Here is a 20,953-nt window from a genome sequence, read left to right as displayed (position 1 = left end):
CCGTCAAGTGCCGGTCGCGATCGTCGGGATGTCGGTGCTCCTGCCGGGCGCCGTCGACCTGGACGCGTACTGGCGGAACCTGCGGGACGGCGTGGACGCGATCGGCGAGGTGCCGGACGGACGCTGGGACACCGACTACTACCGGCCCGGCACGGCCGCCGAACCGGCCGTCGCCGACCGGGTGTACTGCCGGCGCGGCGGGTTCGTGGACGGGCTCGCGGAGGTGGAGGTCACCCGGTTCGGGATCATGCCGAACTCGGTGGCCGGCACCGAGCCCGACCAGCTCATCGCCCTGCACGTGGCCTCCGCCGCCCTCGACGACGCGGGCGGCGCGGACCGCCTCCCCGACCGAGGACGTGTCGGCGTCGTACTCGGCCGGGGAGGTTACCTCACCCCCGGCCTGGTCCGGCTCGACCAGCGCGTGCGCACGGCGGGCCAGCTGGTGCGCACCCTCGGCGAACTGCTGCCGGAGCTGACGGACCACCAGCTCGAAGGTGTGCGGCGGGCGTTCACCGACCGGCTCGGGGCGGACAGTCCCGAGTCGGCGATCGGTCTGGTACCCAACCTGGCCGCGTCCCGGGTCGCCAACCGCCTCGACCTGCGGGGCCCGGCGTACACGGTGGACGCGGCCTGCGCGTCGTCGCTGGTCGCCGTCGACCAGGCGGTGGGCGAACTCTCCTCCGGGCGCTGCGACCTGATGCTCGCCGGCGGCGTCCACCACTGCCACGACATCACGTTGTGGAGCGTCTTCTCCCAGCTGCGCGCACTGTCCCCGAGCGAGCGCATCCGCCCCTTCCACCGGGACGCCGACGGCATCCTGATCGGCGAGGGCACGGGCGTCGTCGTCCTCAAGCGGCTCGCCGACGCCGAGCGGGACGGCGACCGGGTCTACGCCGTGATCCGGGGCACCGGAGTGGCGAGCGACGGCCGGGCGGCCGGTCTGGTCAACCCCGATCCCGCCGGTCAGGCCCAGGCCGTGCGGCAGGCGTGGCGGGCGGCCGGGCTGGACCCGGCCGCACCCGGCTCGGTCGGCCTCCTCGAGGCGCACGGCACCGCCACCCCGGCGGGCGACGGCGCCGAACTGACCACCCTGGGCGAGGTGTTCGGGCCGGGCGACGGACAGCCGGACGCGGTGCTGGGCTCGGTGAAGTCGATGATCGGGCACACCATGCCGGCCGCCGGTGTGGCCGGTCTGATCAAGGCCGCGCTGGCCGTGCACCACGGCACGCTGCTGCCGACCCTGCACTGCGACGACCCGCACCCCGCGCTGGCCCGCACCCGGTTCCGCACGCTGGAGAAGGCGGTGGAGTGGGAGACGTCGGACGACCGGCCGGTGCGCCGGGCGGCGGTCAACGCCTTCGGGTTCGGCGGCATCAACGCGCATGTGGTGCTGGAGGAGGCGCCGGGCGCTTCAAGGACCGCCGCTGCCGCCCTGGTGACCGAGCCCGAGCGCGTCCTGCTCCTCGCCGCGGGCTCCCCCGGGCGTCTCGCCGCGCTCCTGGACTCCGACGACGCCGCAGTACGCGCCGCCGGCCTCGACCCGGACCGGCCGCACCCGGAGGCGGGCCCGGCGCGGCTCGGCATCGTCGACCCCACCGCGAAGCGGCTCGCCCTTGCCCGGCGCGCGATCGGCAAGGGGCGTGCCTGGCACGGCCGCAGCGACGTCTGGTTCCGGCCCGGCCCGCTCCTCGGCCCCGGGAACGGCAAGCTGGTGTTCCTCTTCCCGGGTTTGGAGGGCGACTTCACGCCGCGGGTCGACGACGTCGCAGCCCACTTCGGACTGCCCGCGCCCGCGCTCCCCCAGCAGGAGACGGGGGACATCGGCCGGCACGGCTTCGGAGTCGTGGCCGTCGGCCGGCTCCTCGACACCGCGCTGCGCCGCACCGGCATCGTGCCGGACGCGGTCGCCGGGCACAGCGTCGGCGAGTGGACGGCGATGGCGGCGGGCGGGCTGTACGCGGGGGCGGAGGTCGACGCCTTCATGGCGGACTTCGACCCGGACTCGGTGACGGTCCCCGGGCTGGCCTTCGGCGCGATCGGCGCGTCGGCGGAACGGGTGCTGGCCGCGCTGGGCGAGAGGGACGGCTCCGGGCTGGTCCTCTCCCACGACAACGCGCCCGGCCAGTCCATGGTGTGCGGCCCCGAGGGCGCGGTGGAGGAGTTCGTACGGTCCTTCCGCGCGCAGGGTGTGCTGAGTCAGGTGCTGCCGTTCCGGTCCGGCTTCCACACTCCGATGCTGGAGCCCCACCTCGGCCCGATAAAGGAGGCCGCCGAACGCTTCCGGCTGCGGTCGCCGCACACCCCCGTCTGGTCGGGGACGACCGCCGCGCCCTTCCCCGGGGACGAGAAGGGGATACGGGAGTTGTTCGTCCGGCATCTGCTGGAGCCCGTCCGGTTCCGGCAGTTGGCGCAGGCGCTGTACGCCTCGGGCCACCGGGTGTTCGTCCAGGCCGGTCCCGGACAGCTGGGCTCGCTGGTCGGGGACACCCTCGGCGGCGAGGACCATCTGGTCGTGGCCGCCAACTCGCCCCACCGCGGCGGCCTCGCCCAGCTCCGCCGGGTGGCGACGGCACTGTGGACGGCGGGGGCCGAAGTGGCGCCCTCCCTGACACCGAAGGCCTCGCAGCCGCAACGTTCCCCTGTCCGCCTGGACTTGGGGGGCGCCCTGGTGTCCCTCCCGCCGGAGCGGCTGGCGGAGCTGCGCACCGGGCTGCGTCCCCGCGGCACGGCGGCAGCCGCCTCTCCCCTCGACGGTCTCGCCCAACACTCGTCGATCGCCGCCGAGTTGACCGCGCTGATGCGCGAGACGGCGGACACGGCGGTGGCGCTCATCAACGCGCCGGACGGCCGCGCCGTCCACGCCCTGCCCGACTCACCGCACGGCCGTGTCGCCGGCGTCGTGCCTGACCCATCGCACGGCCGTGCCGCCGCCACGCCCGGCTCCCCGGACGCCCGGCTCTCCGCCATCGCGCCCGCTTCCCCGAACGCCCGCGTCGCCGCCCTCACGCCCGGCTGCCCGAACGCCCGCGTCGCCCGCGTCGCCCCCGGCTCCCCGAACGCCCGCGTCGCCGCCCCCGCCCCCGCGCTGACCGCCCGCCACACCACCGTCCACGTCTCCCCCGACACCATGCCCCACCTCCTGGACCACTGCTTCTTCCCGCAGCGGCCCGGCTGGCCGGACGTCGCCGACCGGTGGCCGGTGGTCCCGGCGACGACGATCGTGCAGCACATCGTGGACGCGGCACGCGAGACGGCCCCCGGCACAGTGCCGGTCGCCGTGCACGGGGCCCGGTTCGAGGAGTGGCTCACCGCGACTCCGGCCGTGGACGTACCGGTGACGGCAACACCCGAGGAGCCGGGCCGGGTGGCCGTCTCCTTCGGCCCCCGCGCCCGCGCCACCGTCGAACTGACCGCCCACTATCCCCCGCCCCCGTCCCCCTGGCCGGTCTCCCCCGCCGGCGAACGCACGCCCGAGCACACCGCCGCCCAGCTCTACGACGAGCGCTGGATGTTCCACGGCCCGGCGTTCCAGGGCGTCACCGAGCTCACCGCGATCGGCGACCTGCATGTGCGCGGAGTCATCACGACCCCGCCCGCGCCGGGCGCGCTGCTGGACAACGTCGGCCAGATCCTCGGCTACTGGATCATGGCGACCCGCACGGAACGCACCGTGGTGTTCCCGGTCGGGATGCGGGAGATGCGCTTCCACGGACCGCATCCGGCGCCCGGCACCGAGGTCGGCTGCCATATCCGGATCACCTCGCTCACCGACGCCTTCCTGGAGGCCGACGTGCAGCTGACGGTCGACGGCACGGTGTGGGCGGAGCTGTCCGGCTGGCAGGACCGGCGTTTCGACAACGACCCGAAGACCCGTCCCGTGGAGCGGTTCCCCGACCGCAACACGCTCTCCGAGGCCCGTCCGGGCGGCTGGTCGCTGCTGCACGAGCGCTGGCCGGACCTGGCCTCCCGCGAGCTCATCATGCGCAACTCCCTGGGCGGGACGGAGCGTTCGGAGTACGCGGCCCACGCGCCGCGTGGCCGCAGACAGTGGCTGCTGGGCCGGATCGCGGCCAAGGACGCGGTACGGCAGTGGCTGTGGGACCACGGCGAGGGCCCGGTCTTCCCCGCCGAACTACGGGTGCGCAACGACGAGTCGGGCCGCCCGTACGTCACCGGTGTGCACGGGCGCGTCCTGCCCGGCCTGGACGTGTCGCTGGCCCACTGCGCGGAGGCGGGGGTGGCGATCGTCCGGCCGCACACCCCGGGCCCGGGCCCCGGAATCGACATCGAGGAGGTCGTCGACCGGACCCCGGAGACCCTGGACGTGGCGCTGGGCGCGGACGAACTCGCCCTGCTGCACAGCCTCCTGGCCGCCTCCGACGGGTCCGAGGCGCTCTGGTTCACCCGGTTCTGGGCGGCGAAGGAGGCCGTCGCCAAGGCGGAGGGCACCGGGTTCGGCGGCCGGCCGAGGGACTTCACCGTGCGTGACGCGACACCGGCCGGTGACCGGCTGACCGTCTCGGGCCGGCTGGAGCGCGCCTACACCGTGCACTGCGAGTCGACCGCCAACCCGCCCACCCTGCCGGCGCGCGAGTACGTCGTGGCCTGGACCACAGGTGCCGTCGAAACGAAGGAGTACGACCGATGACCCCCGTCACCGCGGACGAGGAGAGCGTCCTCGCCGACCTCGCCGGAATGCTCGCGCGTCTCCTGGAGGACGAGTACGGCGTCGACGACGCCGAGATCGGCATGCAGACCACCTTCAACCGGGATCTGGAGCTGGAGAGCATCGACCTGGTGACCCTGGCCGGGATGCTCCAGGAGCGGTACGGCGACCGGGTCAACTTCGCCGAGTTCCTGGCCGGCATGGAGTTCGACGAGATCATCGAGCTGACCGTGGGCCGGCTGGTGGAGTACGTGGTGACCAGTCTGAAGGCCGCGGGGGCGAGCTAGCCATGGCGATGGTCGACACCGGCGCCGTCCGGTTGCACGTACAGCGGCTCGGCCCGCGCGAGGGACGGCCGGCCATCGGCACCGTGGTGCTGGTGCACGGTCTGCTCACCGACAGCCTGGCGAGCTACTACTTCACCGTCGCGCCCGCGTTCGCGGCGGCCGGTCTCGACGTGGTCATGTACGACCTGCGCGGCCACGGGCGCAGCGAACGCCCCGCCGACGGCTACACCCTGGACGACAACGTCGACGACCTGGAGGCCCTCCTGGACCGGCTGGCGGTGACCGGTCCGGTGCATCTGGTGGGCAACTCCTACGGCGGCACGATCGCGTTCGGCTACGCGGCCCGTCACCCGGAGCGCGCCGCGAGCGTCTCCCTCATCGAGTCCGAACCGGCCACCCCCGCCTGGGCGGTGAAGCTGGAGGGCATTCTGGGCCGGGTGGTGACGCAGCTCGCGCACAACGAGCCCGACACCATCGCCTGGATCTCCGCCAACCGCGGCCACAACACCGCCCGGCTCGCCAAGGGCGCGGCGCGGCTGGCCCGGGACACCACCCTCGGCCGGGACATCCCGGCCAGCCGGGTATTGACGGAGGATCAGATCGCGGCGGTGCGCTGCCCGGTGCTCGGGGTGTACGGGGGCGACTCCGACCTGGCCGAACTGGTGCCCTGGCTGCGGGCGGTGCTGCCGGACTGCCGGACCGTGGTGGTCCCGGGGCACGAGCACTCGGTTCTGGTGGAGGCCTCGGGGACGGTGGGCGGGCACATCCTGTCCCTCGTGGACGAGGCCCGGCGGTCCCTCGGCGAGAACGGGCCGTCCCTGGTCGAGGAGGCCGGCCGGGTGAGGGCGGAGGCGGCCGCACGGTGAGCCGGTTCCTGTTCGTCGTACCGCCGTTGGTCGGGCACATCAACCCGACCGTGGGGGTCGCCGCCGAACTCGCCGCGCGGGGACACCGGGTGGCGTGGGTGTGCCCGGATCCGGAGCTGGTCGGACGGCTCGCGGGGGCCGACGTCACCGTGTTCGGGTGCGCCGGAGCGGCCCAGGGCGAGCGGCCGGCCGAGCTGCGCGGCCCGGAGGCGCTGAAGTTCCTGTGGGAGTGGTATCTGCTGCCGCTGGCCGAGGCGATGGCGCCCGGAGTGCGGGCGGCCGTCGAGGTGTTCGGGCCGGACGTGGTCGTGTCCGACCAGCAGGCGTTCGCGGGCGCGTTCACCGCCGAGCGGCTGGGGCTGCCGTGGGCGACCTCGGCGACCACGTCCGCGGAGTTCACGGATCCGCTGGCCGGGCTGCCCAAGGTGCGGGAGTGGGTGCGCGACCGGCTGGCGGAGCTGCGGGCGGCCGTCGGGGATCCGGCCCGCGACACCGATCCCCGGTTCTCCCCGCATCTCGTACTGGCCTTCAGCGCGGCGGAGTTGGCGGGTTCGGCGGCCGGGGTGCGCTGGGTCGGGCCGTCGATCGCGGGCCGTCCGTCCTCCTCGGGCTTCCCCTGGGAGTGGCTCGACCCGGGCCGGGCGAAGGTTCTCGTCACCTTGGGCACCGCCAACACCGATGTCGGCGGGCGGTTCCTCGACGTGTGCCGGGAGGCGCTGCGCGAACGGGCCGACCGGGTGCAGGCGGTGCTGGTCGACCCGGGCGGCACGCTCGACGTGCCGGGCGACGACAAGGACCTGCTGGTCGTGCCGTCCGTACCCCAACTGGCCCTGCTGGAGAGGGGGGTTGACGCGGTGGTCTGTCATGCCGGGCACAACACCGTGTGCGAGGCGCTGTGGTTCGGGGTGCCGCTGGTGGTGGCGCCCATCCGGGACGACCAGCCGGTGGTGGCCGGGCAGGTCGTGGACGCCGGTGCCGGGGTGCGGGTGCGCTTCGGCCGGGTCACCGCACCGAAGCTGGGCGCGGCCCTGGACGCCGTACTGCACGAACCCGGCCACCGCGACGCGGCCGGCCGGATCGGCTCGGCGCTGCGGGCGGCCGGTGGCGCACCCGCGGCGGCGGACCGTCTCGACGAGCTGGCAAGGGAGTTCGGATGACCGACGAGACCAGGCCGGGCGAGCGGATCGCCGCGCTGCGCCCCGGCTACCAGGCGGACATCGCGGCCGGCCTCGACCGCTTCTTCGAGGCCCGGCGCACCAGCTGCCCCTGGTGCGGGAGTGAGGATCTCAAGCCCCGGCTGCACACCACCGACCTGCTCCAGCACAAGCCGGGCAGCTTCGTCCTGGACCGGTGCGGGGGCTGCGGGCACACCTTCCAGAATCCCCGGCTCAGCGCGGAGGGGCTGGAGTTCTACTACCGGGACTTCTACGACGGGCTGGGCGAGAAGAAGCTCGGCGACACCTTCGGCGGACGCACCAGGATGTACCGGGGGCGGGCCGAGTCGATGGTCCCGCACGACCCGGGGCCGAAGACCTGGCTGGACGTCGGCACCGGCCACGGGCATTTCTGCGCCGCCGCCCGGGAGGTGCTGCCGGACACGGCGTTCGACGGACTGGACTTCACCGACGGCGTCGAACTCGCCGAGCGGGAGGGCCGGGTGGAGCACGGCTACCGGGGGAACTTCCCCGACCTCGCGCCCGAACTGGCGGGCCGTTACGACGTGGTGAGCATGTTCCACTACCTGGAGCACAGCACCGACCCCGACCGTGAGCTGCGGGCCGCGCGGGACACGGTACGGCCCGGCGGGCATCTGCTGATCGAGGTCCCCGACCCCGAGAGCCGGTACGCCCGGCTGCTGGGCCGCTGGTGGCTGCCGTGGCTCCAGCCGCAGCATCTGCACTTCGTGCCGGTGGCCAATCTGCGCGACCGGCTCGCCGAGCTGGGCTTCACGGTGGTCGCGGAGCAGCACGCCGAGCCGCACGACCCCGTCGACCTGCTGGCCGCCGTATGGCTGTCGCTGGACCACGCGGCGCCGCGCGACGACGCGCCGTGGCTGCCCGGGCCGCCGAGCGCGCTGCGCCGCACCCTGCGGGCCGCCCTGCTGATCACCGGTATTCCCGCGCTGATCGCGGGCACCCTCCTCGACCGGTTCGCGGTCCGGCCGCTGTCGCACCGGCTGGGGGTGTCCAACGCCTACCGGATCGTCGCGCGGCGCGACTGACGGGTGCGCACCCGGGTTCCTTCGTGCTAGCTTCGGGCCACGCCTCCCATCGTCAGGATTCCTGGCAATCGGCGCTGTGGCTCGACGAAACGGAACCCGCATGTCCCTCCTGGCCAGACCGGCGGTGGCGACCCGTGTCGCCAAGACTTTGCAGGGTCTCACCCGCCTCGCGGAGCGCCGCTCCACCGGCCCCGGTACGGCCGCCGCCTGGCAGAGCCGCTTCCCCGAACACCCGCGCGACGTACGCGAGTCGACGATCCCGACCTCGGTGGCGCCCGCCCCGGTCACGGTGTACCTGCCGCCGGCCGGGACGGCGGCCCGCCCGCCCGTCCATGTGAACTTCCACGGCGGCGGCTACGTCATGTCGGTGCCGGAGGTGGACGACGCGCTGTGCCGGTTCCTCGCCGCCGAGGCCGGGGTGGTCGTGGTCAACGTGAAGTACGTCGTCGCGCCCCAGCATCCGTTCCCGGCCCCGACCACGCAGGCGTACGACGTCGTCCGCTGGGTCGCCGAGCACGGCGCGGAACAGGGCTGGGACGGCGGGCGGCTCACCGTGGGCGGGCAGAGCGCGGGCGGCGGGCTCGCCGCGGCGGTGGCCCGGCAGGCCCTGGAGCGGGGCGGCCCGTCGATCGCGCTCCAGGTGCTGCACTATCCGCCGCTGGACCTGGCGACCGGCGCGAAGGACAAACTGAGGGACCAGAAGGGCGCGGCCGCCAAGCCCGTGCTGCGGCCCTGGATGGCGGCGGTCTTCGACACGTCGTACGTCCCCGACCCGGGCGAGCGCGCGGACCGGCTGGTCTCGCCCGCGCACCCCTCGGACACCGCCGACCTGCGGGGTATCGCCCCGGCCCTGCTGATCACCGCCGAGTACGACCTGCTGCGCGCCGAGGGGGTCCGCTACGCCGGCCGGCTGGGCACGGCCGGCGCCCTGGTCGAGCACCACGAGGTCACCGGCGCCGACCACGGTTACGACACCAAGGACGACGAACGGGCACGTGCCACCTACGCCCTGATCGCCCGTCACCTCCGCGAGGCCACCGCGCCGTCCGTCTGAGCCGGCGGGGCGACGCCCAGCCGCCCGGCCCGCTCGGTCAGCTCCCGCCACACCTTCGGCGCCACCGGGATGCCCTTCTCGCCGCGTCCCGCGGCCACGGCGGCGCTGCGCTCGCCCGGGTAGAACACGCCCTGCGCGCCCTCCGCGGGCGGCAGGCTCTTCAGGGTGCCCAGGGTCTCCTCGACATGCTCGGCGAAGGCGTCGGCGTCTCCGAAGGCGGCCGGGTCGACGGCGATGAGCAGGGCGTTCTGCCGGTGCTCGCGCCCTGCCGGGTCGTCGGAGTGGAACGCGGCGAAGATCGGCGCGCCGACGAGCACGCTGGTCAGCAGCTCGAACGCGAGGGACATGCCGGAGCCCTTCGCGCCGCCCAGCGGCAGCGGCATGACCGCCTGCCCGGGGTCGGTGGTCGGGGTGCCGTCCGCGGTGGCGGCGGCGCCCTCGGGCAGCGGGGTGCCGTTCGCCTTCGCCTGGCGGATCTTCCCGAGGGCGATGGTCGCGGTCGCCATGTCCAGCAGCAGCGGGGCGTGTGACCGGGCCGGCACGGCGACGGCGAGCGGGCTGGTCGCGACCGCCGCGCCCTTGGCGCCGGTGTATGCCATGTTCGGCATACCGGCGACGAAAGCCAGCCCGACCAGTCCGCGCTCGGCGATCCGGGACACGTAGTAGCCGATCGCGCCGGTGTGCACCGTGCGCCGCACGCCCACCGCGGCGATCCCGGTGGTCCCGGCCCGGGAGACGGCCTCGTCGGCGGCGGCGCACAGCGCGACCGGACCGGGCGCGCGGTCGGCGTCCAGGACGGCCGCGGCCGGGGTGCTGGACTCGACGACGATCCGGGCGTCCGCGTTGGCGACGCCCTTCTCCAGCAGGTCCAGATAGGCGGGCACGCGGGCGATGCCGTGCGAGTCGACACCGCGCAGGGCGGCCCAGACGAGGACGTCGGCGGCGGTGCGGGCGTGCTCGGCGCTCAGACCGCCCTTCTCGAACAGGGCCGCGGAGAACGTGCGCAGGTCTTCTGCCGGCACCAGGACCTTGGCGGGTGGGGTGGACATGAGGGGCCTCCTGGTGGCTCAGCGGGTGACTAGGACGTCGACGACCGCGGTGGTTCCCTCCGCGACGGACTTCAGGGCGCGCACCAGCGCGGGACCCAGCGCCTCGGGGTCGTCGACGGTCTCGGTGTGCATCCCGAACGGCTCGGCGAACGCGGCCAGTCGGGGCAGCCGGCGCAGATCGGTGCCGAGCCACTCGCCGGTCTCGGCCGCCGCGCCCTCGGGGTAGAAGCGACGGTGGTTGAGGTTCATCGACTTGTAGACACGGTTGTTGAACACCACGATCAGCACCGGGAGTTCGTACGCCTTGGAGGCGTCGTACGACGGGATGACCGGGTTGTAGGCGAACGCGCCGTCGCCGATGGTGAGGACCACCGGGCGTTCCCTCGCGGCGAGTTTGACGCCGAGCGCGACCGCGATGCCCTGGCCTAGGCCGCCCTGCACATAGAAGTACGAGTCGGGGGCGGCGGTGCGCAGATGGCGCTTGACGACCCGGCTGTGGGTGATGGTCTCGTCCACGACGATCGCGTCCTGCCCGTCGAGCAGGGCCCGCAGGGTGGCGGCGACCAGCACCGGATCGACCCCGTCGGCCTGCCCGGCCTTCGCCTCCGCCCGTGCCAGCGCGGTCTGTTCGCCGTCGGACCGGGCCTTCTGCGCCGCACGCCGATCGGCGACGACGCTCTCGTCGAGATCCTTCGCCCGTTTGGCGAGCTGCCGCAGGGTGTTGGCCGCGTTGCCCTCCAAGTACCGGTCGGCGAAAAGGACTTGGTAGACGACGTGCGGGCGCTGCGGGACCTCGTCGATCACGACGATCCGCGCCTTCGACGGCTTGCGGGACGGCGGGTAGAAGGGGGCCCGGCAGTTGACCAGCAGGATCAGGTCGGCCGTGTCCATCCAGGGGCCGATGTCGCTGCCGGCGTGCAGCGGGTGGGTGCGCGGGAAGTTGGCGCACACCGCGGAGTCCGGCTCCACGACCGGGACACCCCAGGCCTCGGCGAAGGCGACGAGGGCCTCGAAGCCGCCCGCCTCGCGGCCCGCCGTCTCGGTGACGACCACCGGGTTGTGGGCCTCCCGCAGCAGCCGTGCCACCTCGTCGACCTCGTCGGGCGAGCTGTGCGTGGAGCCCGGAGCGACGACCGGCTTGGCCTCGCGGCCGTCCCACTCCTGAAGGAGGGTCTCCAGGGGGATGTTGAGATAGACCGGGCCGGCCGGGGCGCGCCGGGACAGCTCCGCCGCCCGGGTGATCATCGACGGCAGGGTGTGGACGCTGGCCGCCTCGGTCGACCACTTGGTGAACGGCTGGGCGACGCCCTGCGGGCCGCCCACGATCGACAGGTTGCGGTACCACTGGCCGCCGGGGTCGTGGCCGGGGGCGTCGCCGTAGGTCGTGGACTCCGAGGAGGCGACGACCATCGGTACACCCGCGAGGAGCGCGCCGTGCACCGCCATCGAGCCCTGGAGCAGGCCGGGAGCCGCGTGCAGCAGCACGCCCTGGGGGCGGCGGGTGAGGAGTCCGTAGCCGGTGGCCATGCCGACGGCGACGGTCTCGTGGGTCAGGTCCAGATAGCGCGGCGCGGGCTCGCCGTCACGGTGCCGGCGGGCCAGGGACTCCCACACCGGGGCCCACTCGGAGCCCGAGGAGCAGAAGAGGTGGTCGGCGCCGGCCGCGTCGAAGGCGGACACGAGGGCGTCGCCGCCCGCCAGTTGCGTGCTGTCCTTCATCTCCGGTGCCCTCAGCCCTCGATCGGCCAGTTCAGGACCTCGGAGATACCGCGGCCCATGATCCACTCCAGTTCCTCGGGCGTGAAGTCCCAGTGCTTGGTGAACTGTTCGATCGTGTCGGTGTACGTGATGCCGTGGCCGAGCAGACGGGTGATGTCCGTGCCGTAGAAGCAGCGCTGCGGGCCCATCCTGTCGACCATCTCGCGCACGTACTTCTGGATGTTGTTGTTCGGGAACGGATGCGTCGAGTAGCCGGGCAGCGCCGAGACCTTGACGTAGATGTTGGGGTGGACGGCCAGATCGGCGGTCTCCGAGACCCAGTACCCGATGGAGTCGTCGACGCAGCGCGCCATGATGCCCATGTGATCGATGATGATCTTCAGCTCGGGGTGCTTCTCGGCGATCTGCCCCAGCTCCCGCTTCCAGATCGGGGCGTGGACCATGGTCGGGACGCGCAGTTCCTCGGCGACGGGCCAGTACCAGTCGTTGGTGCCGTCGATCATCCAGTTTCTGTCGATCGGCCGGTGGAAGGTCAGCCGGGTGCCCTTGACGTGCGGGTTCTGGGCGAAGTCCCGCAGCATCGCCTTGCCTTCGGCAGGCTTGTTCTGCGGGATGCGGGCCATGATGCCGAAGCGGTCCGGGTACGCCTCGCAGGCTTCGAGGGCGTAGTCGATGCGGTCGCCCTCCCAGGACGGCGGCAGGATCAGCGCGCGGTTGACGCCCGCCTCGTCCATCAGCTCCAGGGCCTCCTCGTAGGAGAAGGGGTCCTCGCGGTGGCCGTTGAGCCGGATCCGCTCACGGGCGCCGGGGACCCAGGGGCGGTCCGGGGTCTCTTCCAGCCAGATGTGGATCTGCGTGTCGACGACGAACATGTCCCGTACTTCCTTCTCTCAGTGGGCCTTGCGCGAGGAACGCTAGGCGGGCGGAAAGGTCTTGCGGAGCCTCTGGGAGCGCAAGCTGTTGTTGCGTGGGATCGAGCCTTGAGCAGGGCACTCTCACGTGAGGGAGCCGCGCCGGAACACCGCGGCGACGATGTGCTCGGCGATCGCCATGGAGGCCGTCGCGGCCGGCGAGGGGGCGTTGCGGACGGCGGTGACCCGGCCCAGCCGGTGGATGCGGAAGTCGTCGACGAGGGTGCCGTCCCGGTCCAGGGCCTGGGCGCGCACGCCCGCTCCGCCGCGTACGACGTCCCGGACGCCCACGCCGGGGACGTACCGCCCGGCGTCCTTCATGAAGGCGGCCGCGGAGAGCGAGCCCCGGTACTCCCGGATTCCGGTACGCCAGTGCCGGGCCGCCATCCGCCAGGTGCCGGGGTAGGCGGCGAGCCCCAGCAGGTCCCGCGGCGAGATCCGGGTCCGGGTGTATCCCTCCCTGGCCAGGGCGAGGACGGCGTTGGGGCCGACCTCCACCGAGCCGTCGACGCGCGGGGTGAAGTGCACGCCGAGGAAGGGGTAGCGGGGGTCGGGCACCGGGTAGACCAGGCCCCGCACGAGGTCGGTCCGCTCCGGCCTGAGCAGCATGTACTCGCCCCGGAAGGGGACGATCCGCGGCTCCCGCCGGTCCCGGGCCAGCCTGGCGACCGTGTCGGACCGCAGGCCCGCGCACAGGATCAGCCGTTGCACACGGAGGCGCTCCGGCCCGGAGGCCACCTCCACGCCGTCCGGTACCTCGGCAACTCCCGTGACGGGGAAGCCGAGCCGGACCTCGCCGCCGGAGCCGGCGACGTCCTCGGCGAAGGCGCGCGCGATCGCCGGGTAGTCGGTGATGGCGGTGCGCGGGGAGTGCAGGGCCGCGATCCCGCCGGCGTGGGGTTCGATCTCCCGGATCTCCTCGCGGGAGATCCGGCGCAGGTCGGGCACGTGGTTGCGCCCGGCCCGCTCGTAGAGGGCGGTCATCCGGCCGAGTTCGTCCTCGCGGACGGCGACGACCAGTTTGCCGATCTCGCGGTACGGCAGCCCGCGCTCCTGGCAGTACTCCCGCAGCAGGGGCACTCCGCGTACGCACAGACCGGCCTTGAGGCTGCCGGGCGGATAGTAGAGGCCGGCGTGGACGACGCCCGAGTTGTGGCCGGTCTGGTGGAGCGCGATCTCCCGCTCCTTCTCCAGGACCACGACCCGGGTGCCGGGCCGGCGCAGGGCGATCTCGCGGGCCGTGGCCAGCCCCACGATGCCCGCGCCGACGACGCCGACCGTCTCGTCAGCCACGGGCCGGCTCCGCGGCGCCGAGGTGGACGGCCACCGTCTTGACCCGCGTGGAGAAGCGCAGGACCTCCTCACCCTGCTCCTTGTAGCCGGTGCCGGAGTCGCGGAACCCGCCGAACGGCAGGTGGACGTCCCACCCGGTGGTCGTGGTGTTGACGGCGACCTGCCCGCACTCGGCCTCGTCGGCGAAGCGGTACGCGGACACGAGGTCGCGGGTGAAGACGGCGGCGGCGAGGCCGAAGTCGGAGTCGTTGACGGCCTCGACGGCCGCGTCGAAGCCGGTCACCGCCCGCAGCGCGAGCACCGGCCCGAAGACCTCCTCCCGCCAGATCGCCATCTCCGGGGTGACCTCGCCGAGCACGGTGGGCCCTACGAAGCAGCCGTGGGGCCGCTCGGTGTCGTCACGGCCGCCGGTCAGCACGGTGGCGCCCGCCTCGACGGCCCGGCGCAGATCGGCGAGGACGCTGTCGCGGTGCTTCGGGCTCGACAGCGGGCACAGGGTGGTCTCCGGGTCGCTGCCGGGCCCCGCCCTCAGCGCCTCGACCTCGGCGACCAGCAGCCGGGTGAACTCCGCGTACACCGGCTGGTCGACGATCACCCGGCTGGTGGCCGTGCAGCGCTGGCCCGCCTGTCCGAAGGAGGCCGCGACGACGGCCTTCGCGGCGGCCGGCAGGTCGGCGTCACGCAGGACGACCGAGGCGTTCTTGCCGCCCAGCTCGCCCTGGAAGCGGACGTTGCGGTCGGCGAGCCGGCGCCGGATGCGGTTGCCCACGGCGTTGGAGCCGGTGAAGGTGATGCCGGCGATCCGCGGGTCGTCGAGGAGCGCCTCCTCGATCTCGGCGGTGCGTCCGGTGACCACGTTCAGGACCCCGGCGGGCAGGCCCGCGTCGTGCAGGGCCCGGGCGAAGTGCAGGCCCGCCATCGGGGTCTCGGTGGCCGGCTTGAACACGGCCGCGTTGCCCGCCGCGAGCAGCGGGGCGAGCTTGCGGGCCGGGGTGATCAGCGGGTCGTTCCAGGGGCTGATCACCAGGATGACGCCGATGGGCTCGCGCTGGGTGTGCGTACGGTGGTTCGGGCGTACGTCGTGCAGGAGGGTGCCGTAGCCCTGGCGGGCGTAACCGGCGTAGTACTCGAGGAAGTCGGCGGCCTTGAGGGTCTCGCCGGTGGCCTCCGTGATGGTCTTGCCGTTCTCGGCGGTGACATCGGCGGCGATCTCCTCGGCCCGCTCGCGGATCAGCCGGGCCGCGTCGGTGAGGATCCGGGCGCGCTCGAAGGGGCTGGTGCGCTTCCAGGCGGCGAACCCGCGCTCGGCGTGGTCGTAGGCCCGGGTGACGTCCTTGGCGGCGAGCGCCGGAACGCGGGCGATCGGGGCACGGACGTCGGCGGGGTCGAGGACGTCGATCCAGTCGCCGCTCGCCACCCACTCCCCGCCGGAGAGGGCTTGCAGGGTGCGCATGTTCACTTCCTTTGTCGGCCGGTTCGGAATCCGGGTGCGGAATCCGGGTGTGGAATCCAGGTGCGGAATCCGACAACACACCACGTGGGGGCGGTGTCGACAGCTCCGTGGCAGCAGGCAATGCTTGCGCCGCGCGGTGGCCGTCCGGCGCATGATCCGTGCTGGAATCTCCGGGCCGGACCGGACCCCAGGAGACGAGGAGACACGGCCATGTCCTACGCGGTCGTCGCCCACTACCGCTGCGCCCCCGCCGACGAGCCGGCGGTGCGCGCCGCGCTGCTGACCATGCGCGAGCACACCCGGGCCGAGCCCGCGAACGAGGCGTACGAGGTACACGCCGTGGCGGACGAGCCGGGCGGCTTCCTGCTGTACGAGCGGTATGCCGACCGGGCCGGGTTCGAGGCGCACAAGGCGGCCGGGCACTTCCGGGAGCTGATCGTGGAAACGGTGTGGCCGCTGCTGACGGACCGGTCGGTGACGTTCGCCGAGGCGCTGTAGCCCGGCGGGGCCGGGTGCGAACCCGGCCCCCCGGAGTCAGAACTCGTTGCCCCAGCAGTACCGGGCGACGGTCTCCACCAGGACCATCTTCCCGCGCTGTTCCTCCGCGCTCAGCGCCGGCCGCGACGCCACGTCGGCGAACCCGCGCGACGGCGATACGGCCGCGTCCTCGAGGTCCTTGAACTCGGCGACCGCGTCGATGCGGGCCATGACGGTGTCGATGTCCTCCAGGTCCGCCACGGTCGCGTCGACCACGCCCAGACAGACGTCCCGGTCCTCCGGGAGCGCCCTGACGAGGTCCAGCTCGGCCGGGGTGCCCTGGTCGAAGGGGAGGATCCAGCGGTCGGCGCCGATCCCGCCGTAGAGCTGTTCGGCGCGGGCCCGGTCCACCTCCGCCGGGGCGGTCCAGCCCGGGGCGACACCGATCCGTACGCCCTCGGGGCGCTCGGCCGACGCTACGGCCAGGGCGTCGACGGCGAGCGCGTCCGCGAACGACAGCGCACCCGGGTCGGCCGGGCCGGTGCCCAACTGGCCGAGCAGGAGCGGGTTGTTGAGCTGGATCAGCCGTACGCCCCGCGCCATGAGGAGCTCGATCTCCGCCCGGACGATCTCGGCCAGCGCCTCGCCCAGCTCCCGGGCGGAGGCCACCCCCGCTCCGGGCCGGAACGTGGTCGCGGCGAGGTAGGCCGGGGACGGCAGCGACACCTTGGGGGCGATCACGGTCAGTTCGGTGAGCCGGGCGGCCCGGTCGGCGAGCAGCGGGCCGTCCGCCTTGGGGAGGGACTCGGCGACCCAGCGCACCAGGCCGTCCTCGTCCGCCTCCGCCGTACGGCGGAAGCCGGAGACCCCGTCGAGGACGGCGCTGCGGAAGTCCTCGCGCGGGAGGTCGCCGTCGGTGACAACGGTGGAGCGCAGCCTGCGCTGGAGGGCCACCGCCTCCCGGACCGCCGCGTCGACGGCCTCCGGGTCGTCGGCGGCGAGCCCGGCCGGCCGGACCAGGCTGCCGTGGTGGTCGATGCGGTAGTTGTAGGTGTCCGCCATGGGGTCACGCGTCCTTTCCGCTGCCGGCCGGGCCGCCCGTGACGCCCCAGGCCGCGAACTCCAGTTCGTAGCCCAGGGATTGGAGAACGTCCTCGGCGATCCGCTGGTCCTCGTCCGCGGTACCCCCGGCGATGCCGAGGCCGCCGATGATCTCGCCGTCCTTCTTGATGGTGACGCTGCCCTCGGTGGCCATGATCGGCCACGCGGCGCCGGGGAGCTGGGAGAGCTGGGCGAAGAAGACGGGCTGGCTCTCCTGCCACTTCCTCAGCATGGTGCCGGGGCGCTGCATGATCGCCGCGGTGTAGGCCTTGGCGCGGGCGATGTCCGGGGTGAGCGGACGGGCCCCGTCGGCGCGGCGGATGGCCACGGGGAAGCCGCCGGCGTCCACGACGGCGACGCTCACGGCCTTGCCGACCGTCAGCGCGCGCCGGTGGGCGGCCTCGACGATCTCCTCGGCGGCGGCCAGGTTCAGGCTGGTCATACGGCGTCCTTCGGTGCGGTGAGGGTACGGCGCAGGTGGGCGATCGCCGTGTTGTAGGGGCCCGGTGTCTCCCAGTACATGGAGTGCGGGGCGCCCGGGACGATCTCCAGGTGCGAGCCGGGGAGCAGTTCGTGGGCGCGGGTCACGGTCTTCACACTGAGCACCGCGTCCTTCTCGCCCGCGAGGAAGGCGACCTTGACACCCGAGGCCCGGATCTCCTCCAGGGAGGGGCCGTCGGTGTCGAGGTTGCGCAGGTCGGCCATCTTCGCGACGTTGAACGTGCCCATCTGCTGGAAGAGGAAGGTGAGGTCGGCGCGCTCCCGCTGGAACGGCTTCGTCAACAGGCGGTCGATCACGGGGAGTTTGACGGCCTCGGCGCGGTCGGCGGCGGCCAGCTCCTTCAGCTCCGGGTGGCCGACACCTCCCAGGGAGTGGCCGAGGACGACGGAGGAGACCCGCCCGGGACGCAGCAGTCCGGCACGCAGGGCGGCGACGGAGCCGATGGACTGGCCGACGAGCATGACGTCGGTGAGGTCCTCCTGGTCGAGGACGGCGACGACGTCACCGGGGAAGTCCTGGCCGTCGAACTCCGGCATGGACGAGTCGGACCTGCCGAAGCCGCGCAGGTCGACGGTGACCACGGTGAACTCGTCACGCAGGGCGGCTACTTGCTGCCACCAGGCGGCGTGGTGGCCGCCGCTGCCGTGCACGAACAGGATCGCCGGACCGCTGCCGTGACGCTCGTAGTAGATGGAGGTGCCGTCGGAGTCGGCGATAGGCATCGTAGTGAACTCCCGTGCGTACGCGGTCAGTTGGGGCGCCTGGCGTGGTGGACCAGCTCGATCATGGTGTGGTCGGGGTCGTGGATGTAGCAGAACTTGGACTGGTTCTCGGGGCGTTGGATGGGCCGGGTGTGCCGGATGCCCAGCTCCTTGAGGTGCGCCAGGAAGTCGTCCCAGTCGTCGACCTCGACCGCGAAGTGGTAGGGCGCCATGCGCTCCATCTCCTCGACCGGGGTGAAGTGCAGGTCGAAGGTGCCCCGGGTCATCAGCACCACGCGGGTGTTGGACTTGGGCGTGATGCGCTTCATCCCGAAGACCTGGGCGTACCAGGCGGCGGTGCGGTCGGGGTCGGTGGTGGGGAAGTTGACGTGGTGGATGTAGCGGGGTTCCGCGCTCATGGCTGATTCCCTTCGAGTTGTACGGGGTTGGACAGCACGCCGATGCCGCTGATCCCGACCTCCACGGTGTCGCCGGGTTCGATCCGGCAGGTGGCCTCGGCGCCCATCCACAGCACGTCACCGGGGTGCACGGTGATGTGCCGGGTGATCTCGACCAGGAAGTCGAAGGGGTCGAAGACCATGTCACCGGTGGGGAAGGAGGCCCGCTCCGCACCGTTGACGCGCAGGGTGGTGGTCTGCGCGAGCGCGTCGACGTCGGTCTCGATCCAGGGGCCCATCGGCTTGAAGGTGTCGCTGTTCTTGCTGCGCCAGAACGTCCGGTCCTGGTGCTGCCAGGCGCGGGCGCTGACGTCGTTGCCGATGGTCCAGCCGAAGACCGCCGCCCGGGCCTCCTCCCGGCCGGCGTGTCTGAGCGACCGGCCGATGACGGCGACGAGTTCGGGCTCGGCCTCGAAGCGGCCCTCGACCCCGGCCGGCTTCACGATCGGCGAACCGTGCCCGGTGAGCGCGTTGTTGGCGCGGTAGCCGACCTCGGGCCGCTCCGGCACCGGGACTCCGGCGTGCGCGATGTGGCGCGGGTAGTTCATGCCGACGGCGTAGAACACGGGCGGTACGACCGGTGGGAGCCAGACGGCCGTCTCCCGCCGGACGGCTCCGGTCACGCGGGGTTTCCCGTCGATCGGGGAACCGGACAGCAGCTCGACCTCCGTCGCCCCCACCCGGCCCCAGACGGCCCGGCCGCCCACCGCGACGCGCGCGTACCTCATGGCGCCAGCAGGTGGGAGACACGCTTGGTGACCAGGTAGGCGTCCAGCGCCTCCGGCCCGCCCTCACGGCCGTAGCCGCTGTCCTTGACCCCGCCGGAGGGCGCCTCGTGGACGGAGCCGCCGCAGTGGTTGATGGACAGGATCCCGGCCTCCAGCCCGGCCGACAGTCTCTCGGCGGTCGCCGCGGAGTCGGTGAAGCCGTAGGCGGCCAGGCCGTACGGCAGCCCGTTGGCGACGGCGAGCGCCTCGTCGAGGTCGGTGAACGGCACGATCGGCGCGATCGGCCCGAAGGGCTCCTCGTTCATCAGCTCCGCGTCCCGCGGTACGTCGGTCAGGACGGTCGGCGCGAAGAAGTAGCCGGGGCGGTCGAGCCGTTCGCCGCCGGTGCGGATCCTGGCCCCCCGGGCGACGGCGTCGGCGGTGAGCCGTTCCAGCGCCTTCAGCCGGCGTTCGTTGGCGAGCGGGCCCATGGTGGTGCCCGGCTCCAGCCCGTCGCCGACGACGACCGCCTCGGCGGCGCGGGTGAACTCGGCCGTGAACTCCTCCAGCAGGCTCGCGTGGACCAGGAAGCGGCTCGGGGAGGTGCAGACCTGCCCGGCGTTGACGAACTTGGCGTGTGCGGCCCTGCGGGCGGCCTTCACCGGGTCGGCGTCGGCGCAGACGATCACCGGGGCGTGGCCGCCCAGTTCCATCAGTGACGGCTTCATGGCCTCGCCCGCCTTCGCGGCCAGCAGCCTGCCGACGGGCACCGAGCCGGTGAAGGCGACCAGCCGCACGACCGGGGAGGCGATCAGCCGGTCGGAGACCTCGGCGGGCTCGCCGAAGACGAGGTTCAGCACCCCGGCCGGGAGCCCCGCCTCCACGAAGCACTCCACCAGGGCGGCGGCGGTCGCCGGGGTCTCCTCGGAGGCCTTGATGACGATCGAGCAGCCCGCGGCGAGCGCGGAGGAGATCTTGCGCATCGGGCCGCCCGCCGGGAAGTTCCACGGGACGAAGGCGGCGACCGGGCCGATCGGCTCGCGGCGCACGGTGAGCAGGGTGCCGGGGGCGGACGGGATGATGCGGCCGTAGGCGCGGCGGGCGTCGTCGGCGTGCCAGCGCAGGGTGTCGGCGACCCTGCGGGCCTCGCCGGCGGCCTCGGCGAGGGGCTTGCCCTGCTCCAGGGTCATGATCCGGCCGACCTCGTCGGCGCGCTCGGTCAGCAGGTCGGCGGCCGTGTGCAGGATCGCCGTACGCCGGGCCACGGGCGTGGCGCGCCACGTCTCGAAGCCCCGCGCGGCGGCTTCGAGCGCGCGGTCCAGGTCGGCGGAGGTGGCCAGGGGTACCGCTCCGATCACCTCCTCGGTGGCCGGGTTGACGATCGGGGCGGTGCGTCCGGTGCCGCCCTGGCACCACTCGCCCGCGATATGGAGACGGACGGCGGGGTGGCCGTGGTCGGTGGTCATGGCTGGGGTGCCCTTCAGCGGT

At 73.4% G+C, this 20,953-nt stretch carries 18 protein-coding genes; 7 read left to right on the top strand and 11 right to left on the bottom strand.

Annotated elements, in window-relative coordinates; genetic code table 11:
• Positions 1-28 precede the first annotated feature (28 nt).
• The 6 genes from ACFPIH_RS28385 to ACFPIH_RS28360 all read left to right on the top strand — a co-directional run bounded on the left by ACFPIH_RS28385 (position 29) and on the right by ACFPIH_RS28360 (position 9,094).
• Positions 29-4,648, top strand: coding sequence for a beta-ketoacyl synthase N-terminal-like domain-containing protein (locus tag ACFPIH_RS28385; protein ID WP_417801378.1), 4,620 nt, complete (start codon positions 29-31; stop codon positions 4,646-4,648).
• Positions 4,645-4,953 carry an acyl carrier protein gene (locus ACFPIH_RS28380; RefSeq protein ID WP_381178024.1) on the top strand — a complete coding sequence of 103 codons (309 nt, stop codon included), beginning with the start codon at positions 4,645-4,647 and terminating at the stop codon, positions 4,951-4,953. The genes ACFPIH_RS28385 and ACFPIH_RS28380 overlap by 4 nt, the downstream gene beginning before the upstream one ends.
• Positions 4,954-4,955: 2 nt before the next feature.
• Complete coding sequence (locus tag ACFPIH_RS28375; protein WP_381178021.1) at positions 4,956-5,819, top strand: alpha/beta fold hydrolase; 864 nt, start codon at positions 4,956-4,958, stop codon at positions 5,817-5,819.
• Positions 5,816-6,976: a glycosyltransferase gene (locus ACFPIH_RS28370; protein WP_381178018.1), complete on the top strand. Its 1,161-nt coding sequence runs from the start codon at positions 5,816-5,818 to the stop codon at positions 6,974-6,976. The genes ACFPIH_RS28375 and ACFPIH_RS28370 overlap by 4 nt, the downstream gene beginning before the upstream one ends.
• Positions 6,973-8,040: a class I SAM-dependent methyltransferase gene (locus tag ACFPIH_RS28365; protein ID WP_381178015.1), complete on the top strand. Its 1,068-nt coding sequence runs from the start codon at positions 6,973-6,975 to the stop codon at positions 8,038-8,040. Before ACFPIH_RS28370 ends, ACFPIH_RS28365 begins: the two co-directional genes overlap by 4 nt.
• Positions 8,041-8,140: 100 nt before the next feature.
• Positions 8,141-9,094 carry an alpha/beta hydrolase fold domain-containing protein gene (locus ACFPIH_RS28360; RefSeq protein WP_381178012.1) on the top strand — a complete coding sequence of 318 codons (954 nt, stop codon included), beginning with the start codon at positions 8,141-8,143 and terminating at the stop codon, positions 9,092-9,094.
• Here ACFPIH_RS28360 and ACFPIH_RS28355 read toward each other — a convergent pair.
• The 5 genes from ACFPIH_RS28355 to ACFPIH_RS28335 all read right to left on the bottom strand — a co-directional run bounded on the left by ACFPIH_RS28355 (position 9,061) and on the right by ACFPIH_RS28335 (position 15,519).
• A complete protein-coding gene (locus tag ACFPIH_RS28355) occupies positions 9,061-10,143 on the bottom strand; it encodes an Ldh family oxidoreductase (RefSeq protein WP_381178009.1) in 1,083 nt (360 codons plus the stop codon). The two genes, ACFPIH_RS28360 and ACFPIH_RS28355, sit on opposite strands and share 34 nt — an antisense overlap.
• 18 nt (positions 10,144-10,161) lie before the next feature.
• Complete coding sequence (locus ACFPIH_RS28350) at positions 10,162-11,862, bottom strand: thiamine pyrophosphate-dependent enzyme (protein WP_381178006.1); 1,701 nt, start codon at positions 11,860-11,862, stop codon at positions 10,162-10,164.
• 11 nt (positions 11,863-11,873) lie between these two features.
• A complete protein-coding gene (locus ACFPIH_RS28345; RefSeq protein ID WP_381178003.1) occupies positions 11,874-12,734 on the bottom strand; it encodes an amidohydrolase family protein in 861 nt (286 codons plus the stop codon).
• Between the two features lie 123 nt (positions 12,735-12,857).
• Positions 12,858-14,066: an L-2-hydroxyglutarate oxidase gene (gene lhgO, locus ACFPIH_RS28340; RefSeq protein WP_381178000.1), complete on the bottom strand. Its 1,209-nt coding sequence runs from the start codon at positions 14,064-14,066 to the stop codon at positions 12,858-12,860.
• Complete coding sequence (locus tag ACFPIH_RS28335) at positions 14,059-15,519, bottom strand: aldehyde dehydrogenase family protein (RefSeq protein ID WP_381177997.1); 1,461 nt, start codon at positions 15,517-15,519, stop codon at positions 14,059-14,061. Before ACFPIH_RS28335 ends, lhgO begins: the two co-directional genes overlap by 8 nt.
• A gap of 210 nt (positions 15,520-15,729) precedes the next feature.
• On the opposite strand from ACFPIH_RS28335, the gene ACFPIH_RS28330 reads away from it, so the two are divergent.
• Entirely contained in the window at positions 15,730-16,017 is a 288-nt protein-coding gene (locus ACFPIH_RS28330; RefSeq protein WP_381177994.1) for a putative quinol monooxygenase, read from the top strand.
• A 36-nt stretch (positions 16,018-16,053) separates the two neighbouring features.
• Here ACFPIH_RS28330 and ACFPIH_RS28325 read toward each other — a convergent pair whose 3' ends face one another.
• Genes ACFPIH_RS28325 through ACFPIH_RS28300 form a run of 6 tightly spaced genes read right to left on the bottom strand, consistent with a single transcriptional unit; the run spans position 16,054 to position 20,931 of the window.
• On the bottom strand, positions 16,054-17,058 hold the full coding sequence (locus ACFPIH_RS28325; RefSeq protein ID WP_381177991.1) for a methionine synthase II (cobalamin-independent)-like protein: 1,005 nt from the start codon (positions 17,056-17,058) through the stop codon (positions 16,054-16,056).
• Between the two features lie 4 nt (positions 17,059-17,062).
• Positions 17,063-17,539 carry a GlcG/HbpS family heme-binding protein gene (locus tag ACFPIH_RS28320; protein ID WP_381177988.1) on the bottom strand — a complete coding sequence of 159 codons (477 nt, stop codon included), beginning with the start codon at positions 17,537-17,539 and terminating at the stop codon, positions 17,063-17,065.
• Entirely contained in the window at positions 17,536-18,321 is a 786-nt protein-coding gene (locus tag ACFPIH_RS28315) for an alpha/beta fold hydrolase (RefSeq protein ID WP_381177985.1), read from the bottom strand. Before ACFPIH_RS28315 ends, ACFPIH_RS28320 begins: the two co-directional genes overlap by 4 nt.
• 26 nt (positions 18,322-18,347) lie before the next feature.
• Complete coding sequence (locus ACFPIH_RS28310) at positions 18,348-18,719, bottom strand: VOC family protein (protein WP_381177982.1); 372 nt, start codon at positions 18,717-18,719, stop codon at positions 18,348-18,350.
• Positions 18,716-19,486, bottom strand: coding sequence for a fumarylacetoacetate hydrolase family protein (locus tag ACFPIH_RS28305; RefSeq protein WP_381177980.1), 771 nt, complete (start codon positions 19,484-19,486; stop codon positions 18,716-18,718). The genes ACFPIH_RS28310 and ACFPIH_RS28305 overlap by 4 nt, the downstream gene beginning before the upstream one ends.
• Complete coding sequence (locus ACFPIH_RS28300; protein WP_381177977.1) at positions 19,483-20,931, bottom strand: NAD-dependent succinate-semialdehyde dehydrogenase; 1,449 nt, start codon at positions 20,929-20,931, stop codon at positions 19,483-19,485. Before ACFPIH_RS28300 ends, ACFPIH_RS28305 begins: the two co-directional genes overlap by 4 nt.
• Positions 20,932-20,953 lie beyond the last annotated feature (22 nt).

Source organism: Streptomyces vulcanius (assembly GCF_042653945.1).
Classification (GTDB): domain Bacteria; phylum Actinomycetota; class Actinomycetes; order Streptomycetales; family Streptomycetaceae; genus Streptomyces; species Streptomyces mangrovi.
Note: the sequence above shows the minus strand (reverse complement) of the source record. Positions and strands in the feature narration are given on the sequence as shown.